The organism is Bacillus kwashiorkori (genome assembly GCF_001375515.1).
GTDB classification, from domain to species: Bacteria; Bacillota; Bacilli; order Bacillales; family Caldibacillaceae; genus Bacillus_BK; species Bacillus_BK kwashiorkori.
The window spans coordinates 452,587-470,184 of record NZ_CTDX01000015.1 but is presented as its reverse complement, the minus strand read 5'-3'; the positions used below and the strand labels follow the sequence as shown (position 1 = coordinate 470,184).

The window sequence follows — 17,598 nt, the reverse complement described above, 5'->3', positions numbered from 1 at the left end:
AAAAACCACCCATCATTTGAAAAACAAAGCCTTTAACCCCCGCCGTTTGTATAAATTTTCCGACGGAGCGTACATGTTTCTTATTAGCAAAACTGTTATATTATCAGTAGTGCCCAGACTTTCAGCCATTTTAACCATTTCATCTGTTACTGGTTGTAAATTCGTATATTTTTGTTCCAATGCTTTAATTGTCTCTATTAATTGCTGTTCTGGAAAGACAGAATAAAATCCATCCGTACATAAGATAAAAATATCATTTGGATCATATGTGCCTACATGAAAATACGGATTAATATTTTGATTAATACCGAGACATTGTAATAACACATTTTTCTTTGGATGGTGTTCAGCCGCTTCAACAGAGAGCAATCCCTTATTAATTTGATCTTGAACCCAAGAATGGTCCGTCGTCAATTGAAAGATTACTGGTTCTTCTTCTAGTGAAATCGTTTGATGAAGCATTTCCTCATCTTCCATGTCTATTGTTTGTTGCTTGCGGAAAAAATTTTGAAAGCCGGAATTTATTCCAACAAGACGATAAATTCTCGTATCACCTATGTGGCAAATAAAATAATTTCCCTCAAAAAACAAAATGATAGAAATGGTTGTTCCTAGTTTTACTTTATCCCGCTTTGCATTATGGATTAATTCTTTATTTACTCGATAAATTAATTCCGTTAGTTCTATTTTCGCTATTTCTATAGGATTTTCTGTTTTTAACAATTTTCCACTTCTTTTTTCCCACCATTTTTGAATGGCATCAATGGCAATGTAACTGGCAACGTCTCCAACTTTATACGCGCCCATTCCATCTGCAACGACTGCTATTGCAATTTGTTTTCCTTTCCGATTTTCCTTCACTCGAAATAGTAAAAAGTCTTCATTTCTTTCCCGGACGGGACCTTTATCTGTCGTTAATCCCACCTGCCAATGTAAAGTCATACTTCCTTACTCCATTTAAATGTATAAGTTACACTACCGATTTTTATTTTGTCATTGTCCTTTAATGCATATATTTTATAAGGAACCATTTGCTTGTCGTTTAATTTGGAACCGTTTTTCGAACCTAAATCTTTTACGCCACAATTTTCATCAATTTTAATAAACTCTAAGTGAAGTCGAGAAACTCCTGTAGCTGATTCTTGATAATGAACCCCAGATGTATGCCTTCCGATAATGAAATGATCCTCATCAATCATAACTCTTTCTATTTTCCCTTGCCTATTTATTTCTAAGGAAGGTCTTTTAAAACTGATTCCATTCGCATTTATCTGGTCCATGTCATCTTCTAATAAAATCGTTTCATCACTTAGCGGCAGTTGTGGCTGCATAAATGATTGGTTAAAGGAAGTTCCCATATTTTGGTCTTGCCAAGAATGGTTATTTTGATTTTGCTTGTTTATGAATGCATTTTCTTGTTGTACATTCCCATAATTTTGTGATTGCGGGAATGGGTTTATCGGATTACTTACTGTTTTACTAGATACTTGCGGGTAGTTATAAGCATATTGGTGCGAGACAGCAACTTCTTGCTTTGCAGACTTATTTTTTGTATTATCCACCGTTTCCGTACTCTCCTCTTCCATATCCACCTTAATAATTTCACGCTTCACACCTGGTCGCCAAATTTTCCAATAGATAAAGCCAAGTGCAATGAAGGCTACTGTGGAGACAGAAGAAATAACTAACATAATAGTATTAGAAAATTCTAAGTAAACTTTCCATATAATGGCAGAAAATAAAGCAATTGCTGCAAATAAATATGTACCTTCTCTTGAAGTAAGTGGTGGCAATGGCATTTTCTTGACCGCTTGTTTTTTCTTTTTTTGCTTTTGCTTTTGTTTCATTAAGTCTTCATAGCTTGGTGGTACTTCCTCAGTCGATTTAGTCTCTTGTAGTTTGATAGGCTGATGCTGCCCTTGTTGATAACTAAATTGGTTATTTAATGGTGCATGTTCCATTTGCACTTGCCCCATTGGTTGATTCGAATGCAAACCAATTAATATTTCTTTTATCCCAGCTATACTAAAACCGCTAGATTTAATATAGTTTAAAATCATTTTAAAACTATTTCCATCTAAACCGTGAACTTCACCTGCAATATCAATCATCAATTGCCGTAAATCTTCTAAAATGGTTCGATTTCGATTTATCTTTTCAACTGGAACATAGGTTAAATACACATCATTAATATCTTTTCCGACATAAATTAACTCTTCATTAATTAAATAATTTTCCTCTTTTAGCATATATATATTGCTATCTTCTAACACTTTTATCATATTTAAAAATAGAAGGTAGTACTCCTCCATTGTAAGTGGTCTTTCTTTTATATATAATCGGAGCATTCGCTTCGATTGAATGTTATAATTGATTTTTACATTAAAATCAATTTCATCGATACGCATCGGTAATAACCGGGGGATCTGATTAGATTCAATCATGCGAATTTGCAGGTTGGATAAATCTTTCGTTGTTAATGGATTGTTTTCTTTTTTATGGAAAACCATAAATTGCCCGTTACTTGAAGCAAAATCATATTCCAACTGATAAATTGTATGTTTCAAAGTTGAACCTCCCCTTTATTCAAGAAACTATAAATCTGTTATCCAACCAAACTGGACCATCACAAAATGACATAAACAAATGCTGTAACAACACCCGGTAAAACAGCATACATAAACGGGAACTTTGTCGCTTGATTTTTTTTAAAATGATCTAATTCAGACATACTTTTCGTCTTAATAGATTTCATATATGCCCAAAACGTGTTTAATAATTTGATAAGAATAGTCTTCGTAAATAATAAAATGATTAATGCAATTATTCCTGCAAAAATAATCGAATACATTAACGCATACAACACAAATTCCACACCTGATAGCGCTCCAATTGCTGCAAATAACTTTACATCCCCACCACCAATTGCTCTAAATAAATATAATAAAACGGTAACTCCACCACCCACTAGTAAACCTAATCCAGCATCCATTAACCCTGCTATTTTAAATATGATTAGGTGTGATAATAAACCGACCGCCATTCCCGTGACAGTTAGCCAATTAGGTATTTTGTAAGTTCGAATATCAAAATAAAACGCAACAAGGATAAAAACAAAAAGGAAGCCAAAAGGAATATATTCTATCAAGAAATCACCACCTAAAAAATACTTTAACTAACTACAGACCAAAATCCCTCATAAGTACGTTTTTTTAGTGTTACTTTAGTTTCAATAAACGGAACAAACAGCTTTATTTCAGCAGTACCAGTTATTTCAATTGCCCCATTAATACCACTAGTATAGTGAACATCTACTTCAAACTTGTTAGGTTTAAATAAATTGCTCCCACCAGTAATTTCCTCATATCTATTTTTCACGATCGGTGTCAATATTTCTCCAGTAATGGCTCCCATTACATCATCAATCGTAATATTTATATCTAGAAAATCCATAATCTCGGTAAACATTTCTGTTACTCCGTCAACAAATTTCCTCTGACCTGGATTTTCTTTAAAATAATTGTCCATTGTTTCCTGTGCCGCATTTTTTGCTAGTGCTACTGGATAAGCATTTGCAGTAATTGCTTCACCAGTCTCAGAAACTGCCCGATCTAATGCCATATCCGCAACAGATATTCTAATCATACTGGCGAGAAATAATACAAATGCTAGAAAAATAGGGATCGTTAAAGCAGCTTCTAAAGTCATACTACCCGAGTCATTTTTCTTTAAAAAATTTATCAATTTTCTCGATCCCCCCTATATTCCACATTCTTTTATTCCACTCAAATAGCCTTGATGGCTAATAATGTCTGTCTGAATCTATTTATTTTCCTCCACTACTGCTTCATGAATAAGACTGAAATAGTCAAATCAGGCAGTAATGACTTGTTACATAGCTTTAATTTATTCAAAGTTTATTGAACCTCTTCATTCGTGAATTTCCATATCGCCCGGTTCATCATGTTCAAGTCAGATAATGTTGTCCCTGCAACTAATAAATACTCATCTAATTTTCGGTAATCAAAAACCATTGTACCCTCCATTGATTCTCCGGCTTTTAGATTTCCGTTGAACTTATCTGAACCTAATGCTGCGGAAATTTCACTAGTCCCTGATCGTTCCATTGTTTCATGAACTTTAAAATATCCACTAGCTTCCGATAAAGCTAATTCCTCATCACTTAAATTTTTAAATAGAACGTCTACAAGAATAAATTGCTCATCATTAGGTGTATGATCATTGAACTTATCGGCTAATTTAATCGATTTGATTGTTGCCTCGAAATGGTTGACAGTTGTTTTTATTTCCGCTGTATCACCAATTTTCAAATTGTCTTGGTTAGGTGGAAAATCAGTATTTTTGTCCTCTCCACCCCCACTATTTTTTTTCTTATCGTTCTCCCCTTCATTATTCGAATCATTATTTTTATTATTTCCATTTGCTGGTTTGTTTGCTTCTACTACATCGATATCTTTATTCCCTTTTGATTCTTCCTTTTTATCACTACAGGATGCGAGTAAAAGTAATGAAAAGATTGTAAAAGCTATAACGACTATTTTCTTCAATTTGAATACCCCCGTTGTATTATTAATAGGAAAAATGTGCTTTTTTCGTAAAGTAAAATCTTCCATCTCGCACATCGCCTGGCAATAGGTCTGTTTTTGACAACATATTTAATACTCCAGGTAGGAACCATAAATCAATGGATGTTTCGATTTCCCCTTTGACATACGTATTTAGTGTAGTCAAATCTGTTCCACCTGATTTATAATCGATTAAAGCCATCGTTCTTTGTACTTTACTTCCTTCTGGATGCATTAATAAAAATAGTCTTAAGTGATCTTTGTAGTCCATTTTAAATGGAATTCGATCAAATACATCTATCGCCCTTCCATTCTTAATATCTCTCAAATCAAATAATGTTTCCTTCAAAGCATATGCTAATGCTGCCCACAATATTTTAGGACCGGCTACTCGTACTTCTACTTGTGTAAATGCCTCTAGAAAATTCACAGCGAAACGCAAAGCAAATATTTCTGATAAAGCGGCATAATAGTTTGCAGTAGTATTAGACATACCGTAAATAATATATTCCACTTCGTTATTTTCAAATTTTAATATTTCATCGGGTGATGCATGAAAGTTATGGCTAGTAAAGCGGGTTAATACATACTCATTAAAATATAATTTATTTCTCCCACCTTTTAGTACAGTGCCAATGCCTTTAAAGATCATGTCAATGGAATTCATCGATTCTTCATTTGATTTGTTGACATCATCCAATGGTATGTCCCTTGGTGCAGATGCTTCATGACCTTCATAATGCTCCACCTTATCTTTTAAACTATTGTATAGGTCTGATTCGTTATGTTTTGTGGCGGGTTCATTATTTTCGTCTAATTCTTCCTTGTTATTATCTAATTGATCCTCTGCTTCCTGTTTTTCCTCATCCTCCTCAGCTTCTAAATATTTATTTGGTATAGCCTTATAATAATCTTTTGCACTAGTGACTTTAGCCCTTGCATTATTTAAGCTTTCGACCACCTTGCTTTTTACATTAACTAACCCTGCTTGATAAGTACTATTTAGATTAATCACTAAATCATGAAAGTGATTTAACCAATATAATAACGAGTTTTCATTACCATGATCGATTAAAGCAATCCCTTCATTCATTAATTGTTTCAGTTCTGTAAAATGTGAATCTTCAATGACAAAATCTTTCAAAGTATTGTTAGCCTCTTCTATACTAGCCTCAGCATCGGGAAGACCCCCCTGACCATCTTCATCACTTTTTCCATGGTTATCGTACAAGTCTTTTGCATCTCCGTAACTTTCATCCAACTCTTCTTCTTTTTCGGCGATTAATTCTGCCATATCTTCATTAATTCCTCTTGCTTCATCTAAATCACTAATACCTTTTTCTAATTCTTTTTTCGCTTCCCGTGCATAATTTTGTAACATATTAACTAAACGTTCCGCATTTCTCTCAAAAGCCCGTGCATCTTCCATTGAATATGGGCTTTCTTCCTCATCCTCATCATCTTTTTCTGGTGGGTTCATTATCTCGTCATATATTGGATAATGTCTAATAATATCTTCTAAACTATTAACCTCTGGAAATGTCGATGCTGATCGATTTATTCTTCCTTCTAGAAACATTAAATTATCATCGGCAGCTTTTAAATGGCTACTAAGTTTATCCAATGATTTCTGTCTATCTTTCGCTAGTTTATTTAACTTATTAGCGATTTTACTATATAAAGAGGCTTGTTCCATTCCTCTTGCTAATTTACTAAATCCCTCTATAATCTCTAATGTTATTTCAATCGGAGCTCGGTATTTCATATCATCAATGATTTGATGCTTAAATACTTCTACATCTGCAAGTGTCCTATGATCAAGAGGTGAAAAATCAACGACCTGTTCTAAACGTGGGTCAATAAATTTGAAGTACTCGTCTGAATCTGGCGCTAAGTTCTTCTCTACTGTCTCTGTAAAAATGGATAATTTATCTCCACTAGTCCCAAATATTGCGAAAGGAAAAACAGCTGTATCAATATTTGCCATCGATGTGCGTAAAGCGGTTTGAATGGCCCGTTCGCTCTGTCGCTCAGCAGCTTTAATTCTCATGAAATCAATTAGTACAGAACTCAATAAGAACATACTTAAGGAGACAAGAATGAGATAGATGGAAACTGCTCCACGCTCATCAATAAAAAACTTATGAAAAAATTTTTTCAACCAGTTCATTCCTTCTTGCCCCCTTCCAGTTAGTTAGCAAAATTGTTAAACACTTCCTCCGGTTTGCTTTTTACTTTCTTATTTTGGAAATAGTCCTTCACCCTTTGAGTATAGTGAAAAACAAAATCAGTTGTACGAATCAACTCAACTGGATCATGCACTGATTTCGTTACAGATGAACCTACTGCATTAGAGTCTAATCCAAACAAATTTAAAAAGTAGTTCGGTAAATGAATAGACTTTTGAACGGTAACAGTCACTTTTCCCCCAGTAATTGTATTATCAAAATGAACATCAATATTTTCGCTAGATAAGTTCATCGAATTAATCCGGTTAATCTTTCTAGTAACTGTTCCATTATCGTTCGAAAGTTTAATTCCAAATTTATCTAAAAAATTGTTCCCAAAAAGACGCCAATATAGGCCGTCCGGATGGTTTGGATTCGAAGTATATAAAGAGAATTCTGCAGTTTTTATATCTTTATCACTGTTATTCCACGAATACACCATTCGGTCGGCAACCATTGATGCGGTGTGATATGTTGAGGCATGTAAATATAGAACAATAAAGAAAAACACGACAGTAAGCGATAATATTAAAATAATCGGGAATAAGAGAGAAGCCTCAAGAGTAAAGGCTCCCCTCTCATCCTTAAAAAAGGAATGTGTTTTCATTGAAAACCACCTTTAATAGTTAAGTAAAATTTTTATTAATCTGCGATAATTTGATCGATTTGATCAGATCCATGTGTTACTAGTTTATCTATCCAACTTTTAATCTCGGTTCTAAACGTAAGTGCAATAATAACAACTACCCCAATAATTAGCATTACCTCTAATGTTTGGATCCCATCTTCATCTTTCCAAAGATTTGAAAAGAATTTTTTCATATAAACATCCCCCTAAAAGTTAAAATAATGTTAATGCCGGAAAGCCGATTATAATCATCACTGAAATAAAGATTAATATGAGCGGAAAAACTAATTTAGAAGAAGCTTCCTCCCCCTTAATTTTTGATATTGCCTTTCGCTTCTCCCATAATGTTCCTGAGAGTTCACGTAAAGCTAAAATTAAATCTTGCCCCCCCTTTCGATAATTCAACAATACTGTTGTTGTAAATATAGAAACTTCTTGGATACCACACCTTTTACTTAAATCATTTAATACTTGATGAAAAGGGTGGTTACTTTGAAGTTTGTTCATAGCTTCCATTAATTCTTTATAAAGCGGATGATTTTGCTTTTCCTTATTCATAAATGCTGAACGAATCATTGCTTGTTGGATTGTTTCTCCAGCATTAACTAATAAAATGACTTTATTAACGTACTCTGGTAATTCAGCAATTATTTCATCCTTCCTGCGACGTTCCTGCTCCGTTAAATTTCTAATCATCATCATCGGAATAATAACAGTAAAAAATAAACCTACAAAAAATAATGTGTGATCTCCTTCATTAAATAAGGCAAAACAGACGCTACCAGTAAAACAAAGAATGATTGTTGAAATGATTTGTGCTAAATATAATTTCGTAAAATGTGTTGCCATCCTATTTCCATGCAACCCAATCATTTTTTGCTGAATAAATGAAACGCGACCGTAAAATCTCGTAATAATTTGGTATCTATCGATAATATAGAGCGATATTGGAGCCATAAATTTTAAAGGAACATCTTTACCTAATGATTTGACAAACTCATTGTATACTCTGCCTTTAATAGAGAAAAAAAGGATAGTAACAAATAAAATGAGTGCTAGGCCCCCATAAAGATAATTTTCAATCATAAATTATCACACCTTAATATCCATGATTTTCTGACTTAGCCAAAATGCGATGACAATTAATGTAAAACTGATTGTCATCATTAAAGTTCCACCTGTCTTAAATTGAAATAATGGTTCCATATAATCGGTCGCAATATATTTCATTAGTAAAATCATTCCAATTGGTGTGACACTAAGAAGGCGTGCTTCAAATTTCTTTTGAGCAACCATAACGGTAATATCTTGTTGTATTTCAATCTTGTCACTAATGATATCTGCAGTCCTTCGAATAACTTCCACTAAGTCTCCACCTGTTCGTTTACAAGTGATAAATACATTAGCAAAATTAATAATATCTTCTATATCTGAACGATGGGCAAAATCCTCCAGTGCCCTTTCAATCGTATCCCCATTTTCAATTCGTCGATTTATTAAATCGAATTCTTGAATAATGTACGTATTTGGATCTGGATAGAGCAGTCGTAAATCATGGGCAACTTCACGAAAACTGTTTTCTGTGGATCTTCCCGCTGCCAAAGAAGCAGATAACGACGAAATAGCTTCCTTAAATTGAAAGGTTAATTCTTCCTTCCGTTTTTTTATTAACTCTTTAACCTTTATTCTCGGATAGATGAATCCTAGTAAAGAAAGAATGGCCGCAAGAATAATATTTTCATAAAATAAATAACCAATAAAAAATAAAATTGCTATAGCTATACTGAGATTGACTATATATTCCTTAAAATTCATTGTATATTCGGAGTAGTCAATTAGCCTTTGTTCCCCTTGATATCGACTCCGAATTATTTCCATCATTTTCTTACGATCCATAAACTGCTTTTGGTCATTTATCTCTGCTTGTTTTTCCCGTTTTTTCCGCCTTATGACAACAAAAATATAAGTAGCAATTAAAAGTACTAATGCAATGTATAAAAATATGTCAAACCATTTATCCAAACCCATCACCTTCTTTCTAGAAACAATGTTTTCTTATATATGAATGCCAGCTAATTTTAATTTCAATTGATTTTGCAACTCGTTTCCTGTTGGTTTTAAACTACCGATTATTTTTCCATCCCTTGCTTCGCCATCTTCTACGAATTCATATAATGGATTCAATGTAACCTCTCCATTTTCCACATCTAAAACTTCACTAATTTCAACGACTTTCCTCGTATGGTCTCGCAACCTAGATAAATGAATCATTATATCAACGGCTGAACTAATTTGTTTGCGAATTACTTGAACAGGTAAATTTGCTGCACTTAACACCATCGTTTCTAAACGACTTAACATATCTTTCGTAGAGTTTGCGTGCCCAGTGGACAAGGAACCATCATGACCTGTGTTCATCGCTTGTAACATATCAAGAGCCTCCGCACCACGAACTTCCCCAACAATTATCCGGTCTGGGCGCATCCGTAAAGACGTTCTTATTAAATCTCTAATAGATATTTCGCCTTTTCCTTCCGTATTCGCATTTCTAGTTTCTAAAGTTACTAGATTGGGCACTTGTTTGATCTGCAATTCCGCTGAGTCCTCAATCGTAATTATCCGTTCATGCTTCGGTACGAAATTAGATAGTACGTTAAGGAAAGTCGTTTTTCCGGAACCTGTTCCACCACTTATGAATATATTAAATTTAGCAATAACAAGTTTTTCTAAAAACCTTGCTACTTCATCCGTAATCGATCCAATTCTAATTAGGTCTTGAATCGTTAATGGCTTTTCTGGAAATTTCCTTATCGTCATTACCGGTCCTTTTAAGGCGATTGGCGGCAACACGACATTCACACGGGACCCATCAGGCAGACGCGCATCTACTATCGGAGATGATTCATTCACGACACGATTCACCCGTGCAACAATATTTTGGATAATATCTTCCAACTTTTCCTGGCTTTCAAACTCAAAAGGAAATGGTGTAACCTTTCCATTTCTTTCTATAAAAATTTCCCGATGATTATTGATCATAATCTCGGTAATACTTTTATCGTCAATTAATGGTTGTAAAACATCTAACCCCCGAAAGGAATGATAAATACGATCAACGAGCCACTTAATTTCCTTTGATTTAATAGAGTTTTCTTGTGCATACAAAAATACTCGGTCTTCTACGATAGATAACAATTCATCATTTGTCGTAGAATGCATGAAATCTAGATCACTGCGTAAGTCATTGATTAGCTGTTTTACAACTTGATCGTCAAGCATTATATACACCCCGGCTGATTTCTAATTGTTCTTTAATTAAATTTATTATTTTTTCATTTATAAAAGGAATGGACTCTAATTGAATATTCGTATGAAGATTATTCCATTCTGGTACATACGGTAAAAAGCCATGAATATCAAAGTTGTATTTTTTTAACTCCTCATTCAGTTCCCCTGTATAACGGTTAATTACAAAAATCGATTTTGTATAAAAGTCAGTCGTTTGGCCGGAAAAGATAGCACCAAGTTCCTCTAACATTTTTTTCGTTTTAAAAAAGCTTTGCATATCAGCCCCAACAACCCATAAAATATAATCACTTTTATTTAACGCAGCCTGAATTCGTGGCTGCACAGTAGACTCCAAGTCGATAATTATATAGTCGTAATTTTCCGTACCTTTTAAACAGTCAATCAGATTATTCACTTCACCCTCGGAGAGTTCCATCATCTCTTCCGCACTTACTGCCATATCAAAATACTCCACATTTGTCCGTGCGTCTTTTTTCTTTAACGTCTCTATTTTTGCCATTAATTGATTGGGATTAGCTTTTAAATAATATAAGATTTGTGAAGTATGTTTATCGTCAGGTGACTGAAAAAACAACTGCGTGGAGTGGTACAGTTCCAAATTCAAGTAAAACACTTTATAATTTTGTAAAGATAGTTGTCTCGATAACTGTACAGCTGTTACTGTTTTCCCTGTACCGCCTGATGAAGAATATATAGAGATAACTTTTGTATGATTACTAACTTGAACACCTGTAATATTTTTTGTCTGTTCATAAAGAATTGCAAGGATATTGGAAATTAGTTTATTTAACGGTTGATACTTATATAAGGAAAAGAACTCCCTATGATCTTCTGTTATCCGTTTTGACTCTAAGTTAATCACAACACAATTTAATTGATAGGCATATTGTTCAGCCAACTTTTTTGAACCGACGAGCAGCAAATCAATCGTCTGCTTTTCTTTAAAGAAATTGTGTAAATTATCCTCAGAGGTGAACAACTTTAATTCAAATTTATTCCCTTCTTGTGCGGTTCTTACATAGTTAATAAATGAATTCAAATACGCATTGTCATTATCAAAAAACACCGTTCGAATTTTTTTCATGTTCTTCACCCATTTAGCTTTTTTATAAATATATGGCTCTGTTAAACTTTGAAGCTCGGCAAATATTGGACGTATGCACTAGAGTCGCCGTCTTTCAAGTTTTCAAAAATCAATACTGTACATCTGAAAAGCCAAAAAATAAAATTTTCACTTCTTTGTTGTGATTATATTGTTGTTCATCTATACAGTCAATAAACTTTACATTATTATTACGAAAATTGAATCTATTTTACTAGAGGAAAAATTATGCTAGTTCGTTTTACTCTTTTTTTCCCTACATTTCGACAATTTATGCTACGTACATTTTCCCTATAAACCTACTAAAATATGGCTTTAATGAAATGTCTCCTTTTTTTATTTACTAACGAGAAAATACATGGTAAATATCGCTTCATTCGATTTGGGAAAAAAGTCCTAGTCTTAAAAGGTAATTTACATATTTTATCCTATTCAAAAAATTAACTATGTTCTTTACAATAATATTACGAGCAATGGGTAACATCGATTTTCTTTGGAAATTTTAGGACTACGGGAGGGTAATAATGGATAATTTAAATAACCGTGATGTGGAAATTGAACTTCAACAAACAGAAATTGCAGTAAAAAAGAAGAAAAAATGGTGGATAATTGGAATCAGTACAATAGTTGTATTAGTCGGTGCGATAACAAGTATTTTTCTTTTGTTAAATAAAGGTCCAGAAACATTAGTAATGGATTGGATTGATGCTGTTGAAAATAATGACAGGACTACCGCATATAAATTGTTAACTAAAACGAAGGAATTCAGTTTTTCACAGGAAGATGTTAATCGTTTCCTTGATTTCCTTAAAGAAAGTCCCGAGGAATGGGCGGGATTGAAAAGCAATTTAAAGGATACTGCCAAATTTCTTAAAGAAAGAGATAAACAAAAAGGGGTAACACCATATTCCAAATTTGGATACATAAATTTACAATATAGCGGAAAGAAATGGGGAATTTTGGATAGTTACCAATTAGTAGTTGCACCAGTACAATTAAAACTAACTACAAATCAAGATGACATCACATGGATGGTTAATGAAAAAGAAACCGATGCTAGTAAAAATGAATCGTTTTTTCCAGGGCCGGCAACAGTAAAAGCTGTTTTTACCAATGAGTATGTATCTTTGGATAATGTTAAAGAAGTCACATTGTTTAACTTGCAGAAAGATTTCGAAGAGGTAAAGATTGAGTTTGAAATTAGAGAAGTAACGTTACGTGTCGAAGAAAAAGATGCAGATATCGTCATTAACGAGCAAGAAACAGGTTTAAAAACCGACGGAAACCCAATTAGTTTAGGTTTACTTCCAGTTGATGGGTCTGTTAAAGTTTATATTAAAAAAGATTATCCTTGGGGAACGATGAAAAGTGATCCAATACAAGTAAAGGAGCCTAGAATCTCTACAAATTTTTATTCCATTCCAGAAGAAGTACAAAATCAAATAATGGAACAGGCAAATGATTTAATTGAACAACACTTTTTAGCGATAGAGAGTTTCGATTCATCTGTTATTACATTGTCAGGCGACATTCATAAAAAAGCAGTAGAAGAAATTTATAAAAAACATCAAAATCGACAAGTAAAACATATGTATTCCTTAATCAATGTTAACTATGATTTATCTTCATTTGGTGATCCTTTTTATAACAATGGAGATAAGAGATATGAAATTGTGTTAAATGCTAGAATAAAGAAATCAGAAGGACAGTATTTTCAAGGTTTATTAGTTCATAGAGCGCTAACAGGTATCCAAGATTTACGAATCGATCTTTACTATGATGAAGGTGCGAAAGAATGGAAGTTTGAAAAAGTTGCTACCCAACCATATGTCGCATACGATTATGTTAACTCAAAAACATACGTCATTCGGAGCGAAGAAGAAGCTAAAGCCATACTAGCGGAAAAACAAGGGGCTGGCAATGGTGACAAGCAGGAAGAAGAAAAAGACAACGAATAAAAATTGTGGGGGACTGTCCCCCACAATTACGAATTTTGTGTAAACTCATCTTAAAAACTTCCCGTGGATTTTAATATTTGCTTTCAGTAACACTTCTGCAAGATGATTTTCGGGAGATGTTGCCACTTCCCGATACATTTTATCAATATACAAATGTTTTGCTTCCGGGAACTCCCTTTTAAACATCTTTCTCAACTGATTTCCAGAATCATCTGCATCAACTAAAATATATACATCTTTATCGAATAATGTATCAATTAATTCATCTAATTTACTTATCCCAATCGTACCGTTAGTACAAATGATTTCGATTGGTTCATCCACCACATCTTGAACTTTCCTTTTATCTGACGTGCCTTCAACGATAATAACTTTAGTATCTCCCATTTTTATCACCTATGATCGTTAGACAATGAACGGTTACTTTATCATATGTTATTTTCTATAAAAAGATTGTTAAGTTTTCTCCGCTTGCAATAAAGCCGAGCCGTTAATACACCTTATCCTATTCGCTCAAAATGATGTTGATGATTTTAGTCATTCGCATGAGCTAACGAAGAAACCATACCCTTACTTAAAAACAAACGTCTGAGTGTCACCCCAGACGTCTTTTATTATTCTTCACTAACCATTTGATCGTATTGTTCTGCTGTCATTAACTTCTCTAATTCACCCATATCAGAAGGTTCTACAACAATCATCCATGCTTTTTCATATGGTGATTCATTAATAAATTCAGGGCTATCAGAAAGTTCTTCATTTACTTCGACGATTTTACCGCTAATCGGTGCATACAGTTCTGATACTGTTTTTACAGATTCCACACTTCCGAACGGTTCATTTACTGTAATCTCCTCGCCCACTTCTGGTAACTCAACGAATACAATGTCACCTAGTTCTGATTGGGCATGATCGGTAATACCAATTCGAACTTTATCTCCTTCAACTTTTACCCACTCATGTTCTTCTGAATAACGCAATTCTTTTGGTGTTTCCATTTGATAATCCCTCCAACCTTTATGTAAAAATTAAAACTCTTTATTTTATCATGGCATAATTAACTGGGACTTGGCAATTACTAAGTGATCATTTTACCACTTTTTAAAGCCAAGTTTCAGCAAATTGGTCCTCTTTAAAACCTACAGTTACCTTTTTCCCATCTGTTACAATAGGTCGTTTTATTAACATACCATCAGAAGCTAATAAATCGAGCAGTTCATCCTCTGTAGCTGTTTTCATTTTGTCTTTTATCCCTAATTCACGATACTTCTGCCCGCTCGTATTAAAAAATTTCTTCAATTCTAACCCGCTAGTTTTATATAAGTTTTCTAGCGTTTCTTTGTTAGGTGTCTCTTCAACGATATGTACAGCATTATATTCGAGATTATGTTGATCTAACCATTTTTTTGCATTACGACATGTTCCACATTTTGGATACCAATAAAAAGTTAAGGCCAACTTGTCCACCACCTTAATTATGATTGTATTTATATTATACCATTATTAATAAAGAGAAACAGCAAATGCAAATTACGCCATTTTCTATTTTACAAAAAATTAACATCGTTAACACCGTCTTAACCATCTGTATGATGAATGGTTGAAAAATAGTAAATAATAATTACTATAATTTATCTTGTAACTTTTTTGCAAACAAAACAGGCTATCCCATAAGTGGAATAGCCTGCAACTGTTTGCAATATATCCATATTTATATGAATTTATCCGTTTAGATAACTTCGATTTACAACAGGAAACAGGCGCCATTAACACTATATCTTCATACGTTCCCACGTCTCACACACTAGAAGCACGTAATAGAAATGTTAATCTTTCATCAATTTATGAGATAAGTCTCACTCGAAAATTAAACAATATATTTTTCTTCTTTAATTAACAGTTCTGCTGCTTCGCGTTTCTTCGCAATGACATTTATCGGAGTATGGCGAGTTAATTTACGAAGGGCAGATAGCATCATTCGTAAATTATCACCTGTAGAAACCGCAATGATTGTTTCTTTTGCATCTTGTTCTATGCGATTAAATGCCTCTTGACAGAATATTTCTGTATATAATAACTTTTGTTGATTCTTTTCTAAACCAGTGTTATTAATCGCCTTTTCTGTCCGCAATACAGCCGATTCCATTGCATATGTGTAAGAAACGATGTCAGCAATATTAACTAATATTTCTTGTTCCTTTTCCAAGTCTGTTCCATACTTTTGGGCAGCTAGACCCGCAGCCATTAACGCTACTTTTTTTGCATTTCTTACCATATATTTTTGTAATGCTAGTGGCTCATCACCAGGTTCCTCAGGCATTAACATCATGATTTCTTCTTGCAAGCTTTGCGCCTTTTCAAACAGTGGTAATTCCCCTTTGAACGCTTTCCGAATATAAGTGCCTGGGACTAATAAGCGGTTAATTTCGTTTGTACCTTCAAAAATTCGGTTAATCCGGGAGTCGCGATATGCTCTTTCAATCTCATATTCTTGCATAAATCCATATCCGCCGTGAATTTGCACACCTTCATCAACAATGTGATCTAATGTTTCTGTTGCAAATACTTTGTTTAGTGAGCATTCAATGGCGTATTCGGCAATGGACTTAGCAATTTCCTTTCCATCACGGGCTTGTTCAGCAGACAATTTACTCATTCGCGTTTCAAATAAACCGACTGTCCGATAAACGGAACTTTCAGCAGCATATAATTCAGATGCCAATGTACCGAACTTTTCCTTCGTTAAATTAAAGTTGGAGATTGCTGTTTTAAATTGTTTCCGCTCATTTGCATATTTTAATGTAATACCAAAAGCAACTTTAGAAGCGCCAACTGCTCCAACACCTAGTTTATACCGGCCAATATTTAAAATATTAAAGGCGATAATATGTCCACGGCCAATTTCACCAAGGACATTTTCCACTGGTACTTCAGCGTCCTCTAAAATTAAAGTCCGTGTCGAAGAGCTTTTAATCCCCATTTTCTTCTCTTCAGCACCTGTAGACACCCCAGGATATTCTCTCTCAACGATAAATGCAGTAAATTTCTCTCCATCTACTTTTGCATAAACGATAAATACATCGGCAAATCCTGCGTTTGTAATCCACTGTTTTTCTCCATTTAAAATGTAATGGGTCCCTGCTTCATTTAATTTGGCTACTGTTTTCGCTCCAAGGGCGTCAGAACCAGACCCCGGTTCTGTTAATGCATATGCCGCTAGTTTTTCCCCTGTCGCAAGCAGTGGTAAGTACTTTTGTTTTTGCTCTTCATTTCCAAATAAGACGATTGGTAAAGAGCCGATTCCGACATGGGCTCCGTGAGAAATAGAGAATCCACCAGCCCTTGACATTTTTTCTGCAATTAACGCTGACGTGATTTTATCTAATCCAAGTCCACCGTATTCTTCCGGAACATCTGTACCAAGTAGTCCTAGTTCACCAGCTTGCTTTAATAGTTTTACCGAGTGTTCAAACTCATGATTTTCTAATTTTTCTACTAATGGCATTACTTCCTTTTCAACAAAATCTTCAGTTGTTTTTGCAATCATTAAATGTTCATCGGTAAATTCCTCTGGAGTATAGACTTGCTCTGGAGTAATATCATCAAGTAAGAAACTCCCACCTTTAACTACACTATCTAAAGTATTTGTCATGTTATTCTCTCCCCTTGTTTATTATTTTCTTTTCATAATTTAGCTACCTTGAAAATACAGCTATTTTTATTCACCATGGTGAAAAATCGGTTTCATGGGTGTGTATGTTAAAGAATCGTGTTAATTTCCGTTCCT

Annotated in this window: 17 protein-coding genes; 1 reads left to right on the top strand and 16 read right to left on the bottom strand. The window is 34.1% G+C overall.

Annotated features, from left to right (window positions below; translation table 11 throughout):
- Positions 1-12: 12 nt before the first annotated feature.
- The 12 genes from BN1242_RS08915 to BN1242_RS08860 all read right to left on the bottom strand — a co-directional run bounded on the left by BN1242_RS08915 (position 13) and on the right by BN1242_RS08860 (position 11,835).
- Positions 13-942 (bottom strand): PP2C family protein-serine/threonine phosphatase, encoded by a 930-nt coding sequence (locus BN1242_RS08915; RefSeq protein WP_062354530.1) that lies wholly within the window; start codon positions 940-942, stop codon positions 13-15.
- Complete coding sequence (locus BN1242_RS08910; protein ID WP_062354527.1) at positions 939-2,567, bottom strand: DUF6382 domain-containing protein; 1,629 nt, start codon at positions 2,565-2,567, stop codon at positions 939-941. Before BN1242_RS08910 ends, BN1242_RS08915 begins: the two co-directional genes overlap by 4 nt.
- 59 nt (positions 2,568-2,626) lie before the next feature.
- Entirely contained in the window at positions 2,627-3,148 is a 522-nt protein-coding gene (locus tag BN1242_RS08905) for an A24 family peptidase (RefSeq protein WP_062354523.1), read from the bottom strand.
- Between the two features lie 23 nt (positions 3,149-3,171).
- Positions 3,172-3,744 carry a TadE/TadG family type IV pilus assembly protein gene (locus BN1242_RS08900; RefSeq protein WP_062354520.1) on the bottom strand — a complete coding sequence of 191 codons (573 nt, stop codon included), beginning with the start codon at positions 3,742-3,744 and terminating at the stop codon, positions 3,172-3,174.
- A 173-nt stretch (positions 3,745-3,917) separates the two neighbouring features.
- Positions 3,918-4,568, bottom strand: coding sequence for a DUF4352 domain-containing protein (locus BN1242_RS08895; protein WP_158661062.1), 651 nt, complete (start codon positions 4,566-4,568; stop codon positions 3,918-3,920).
- Positions 4,569-4,590: 22 nt separating this feature from the next.
- The gene (locus BN1242_RS08890) at positions 4,591-6,756 is read right to left on the bottom strand and encodes a DUF5702 domain-containing protein (protein WP_062354518.1); all 2,166 of its coding nucleotides are present in this window, start codon (positions 6,754-6,756) and stop codon (positions 4,591-4,593) included.
- Positions 6,757-6,776: 20 nt separating this feature from the next.
- Positions 6,777-7,421 (bottom strand): TadE/TadG family type IV pilus assembly protein, encoded by a 645-nt coding sequence (locus BN1242_RS08885; RefSeq protein WP_062354515.1) that lies wholly within the window; start codon positions 7,419-7,421, stop codon positions 6,777-6,779.
- A 35-nt stretch (positions 7,422-7,456) separates the two neighbouring features.
- Complete coding sequence (locus tag BN1242_RS08880) at positions 7,457-7,636, bottom strand: Flp1 family type IVb pilin (protein ID WP_062354512.1); 180 nt, start codon at positions 7,634-7,636, stop codon at positions 7,457-7,459.
- A gap of 19 nt (positions 7,637-7,655) precedes the next feature.
- A complete protein-coding gene (locus BN1242_RS08875; protein WP_062354510.1) occupies positions 7,656-8,528 on the bottom strand; it encodes a type II secretion system F family protein in 873 nt (290 codons plus the stop codon).
- A 6-nt stretch (positions 8,529-8,534) separates the two neighbouring features.
- The gene (locus BN1242_RS08870) at positions 8,535-9,464 is read right to left on the bottom strand and encodes a type II secretion system F family protein (protein WP_238985118.1); all 930 of its coding nucleotides are present in this window, start codon (positions 9,462-9,464) and stop codon (positions 8,535-8,537) included.
- 33 nt (positions 9,465-9,497) lie between these two features.
- Entirely contained in the window at positions 9,498-10,721 is a 1,224-nt protein-coding gene (locus BN1242_RS08865) for a TadA family conjugal transfer-associated ATPase (protein ID WP_062354505.1), read from the bottom strand.
- A complete protein-coding gene (locus tag BN1242_RS08860) occupies positions 10,714-11,835 on the bottom strand; it encodes an AAA family ATPase (protein ID WP_062354503.1) in 1,122 nt (373 codons plus the stop codon). Before BN1242_RS08860 ends, BN1242_RS08865 begins: the two co-directional genes overlap by 8 nt.
- A gap of 542 nt (positions 11,836-12,377) precedes the next feature.
- Here BN1242_RS08860 and BN1242_RS08855 point away from each other — a divergent pair.
- Positions 12,378-13,811, top strand: a complete 1,434-nt coding sequence (locus tag BN1242_RS08855; RefSeq protein ID WP_062354501.1) for a TcaA 3rd/4th domain-containing protein — start codon at positions 12,378-12,380, stop codon at positions 13,809-13,811.
- A gap of 45 nt (positions 13,812-13,856) precedes the next feature.
- Here the strand turns inward: BN1242_RS08855 and BN1242_RS08850 are convergent, their stop codons facing one another.
- From BN1242_RS08850 to BN1242_RS08835, 4 genes are all read right to left on the bottom strand, one after another.
- Entirely contained in the window at positions 13,857-14,198 is a 342-nt protein-coding gene (locus tag BN1242_RS08850) for a toprim domain-containing protein (RefSeq protein WP_062354498.1), read from the bottom strand.
- 227 nt (positions 14,199-14,425) lie between these two features.
- Positions 14,426-14,809, bottom strand: a complete 384-nt coding sequence (gene gcvH / locus BN1242_RS08845; RefSeq protein ID WP_062354495.1) for a glycine cleavage system protein GcvH — start codon at positions 14,807-14,809, stop codon at positions 14,426-14,428.
- Positions 14,810-14,912: 103 nt separating this feature from the next.
- Complete coding sequence (locus tag BN1242_RS08840) at positions 14,913-15,269, bottom strand: arsenate reductase family protein (protein WP_062354492.1); 357 nt, start codon at positions 15,267-15,269, stop codon at positions 14,913-14,915.
- A gap of 409 nt (positions 15,270-15,678) precedes the next feature.
- Entirely contained in the window at positions 15,679-17,463 is a 1,785-nt protein-coding gene (locus BN1242_RS08835; RefSeq protein ID WP_062354490.1) for an acyl-CoA dehydrogenase family protein, read from the bottom strand.
- Between the last annotated feature and the right edge of the window lie 135 nt (positions 17,464-17,598).

Coding starts and splice junctions, on each gene's coding strand:
- BN1242_RS08835 (WP_062354490.1), bottom strand. CDS start 17,463: ATGACAAATACTTTAGATAGTGTAGTTAAAGGTGGGAGTTTCTTACTT.
- BN1242_RS08855 (WP_062354501.1), top strand. CDS start 12,378: ATGGATAATTTAAATAACCGTGATGTGGAAATTGAACTTCAACAAACA.
- BN1242_RS08850 (WP_062354498.1), bottom strand. CDS start 14,198: ATGGGAGATACTAAAGTTATTATCGTTGAAGGCACGTCAGATAAAAGG.
- BN1242_RS08880 (WP_062354512.1), bottom strand. CDS start 7,636: ATGAAAAAATTCTTTTCAAATCTTTGGAAAGATGAAGATGGGATCCAA.
- BN1242_RS08875 (WP_062354510.1), bottom strand. CDS start 8,528: ATGATTGAAAATTATCTTTATGGGGGCCTAGCACTCATTTTATTTGTT.
- BN1242_RS08915 (WP_062354530.1), bottom strand. CDS start 942: ATGACTTTACATTGGCAGGTGGGATTAACGACAGATAAAGGTCCCGTC.
- BN1242_RS08885 (WP_062354515.1), bottom strand. CDS start 7,421: ATGAAAACACATTCCTTTTTTAAGGATGAGAGGGGAGCCTTTACTCTT.
- BN1242_RS08865 (WP_062354505.1), bottom strand. CDS start 10,721: ATGCTTGACGATCAAGTTGTAAAACAGCTAATCAATGACTTACGCAGT.
- BN1242_RS08890 (WP_062354518.1), bottom strand. CDS start 6,756: ATGAACTGGTTGAAAAAATTTTTTCATAAGTTTTTTATTGATGAGCGT.
- gcvH (WP_062354495.1), bottom strand. CDS start 14,809: ATGGAAACACCAAAAGAATTGCGTTATTCAGAAGAACATGAGTGGGTA.
- BN1242_RS08860 (WP_062354503.1), bottom strand. CDS start 11,835: ATGAAAAAAATTCGAACGGTGTTTTTTGATAATGACAATGCGTATTTG.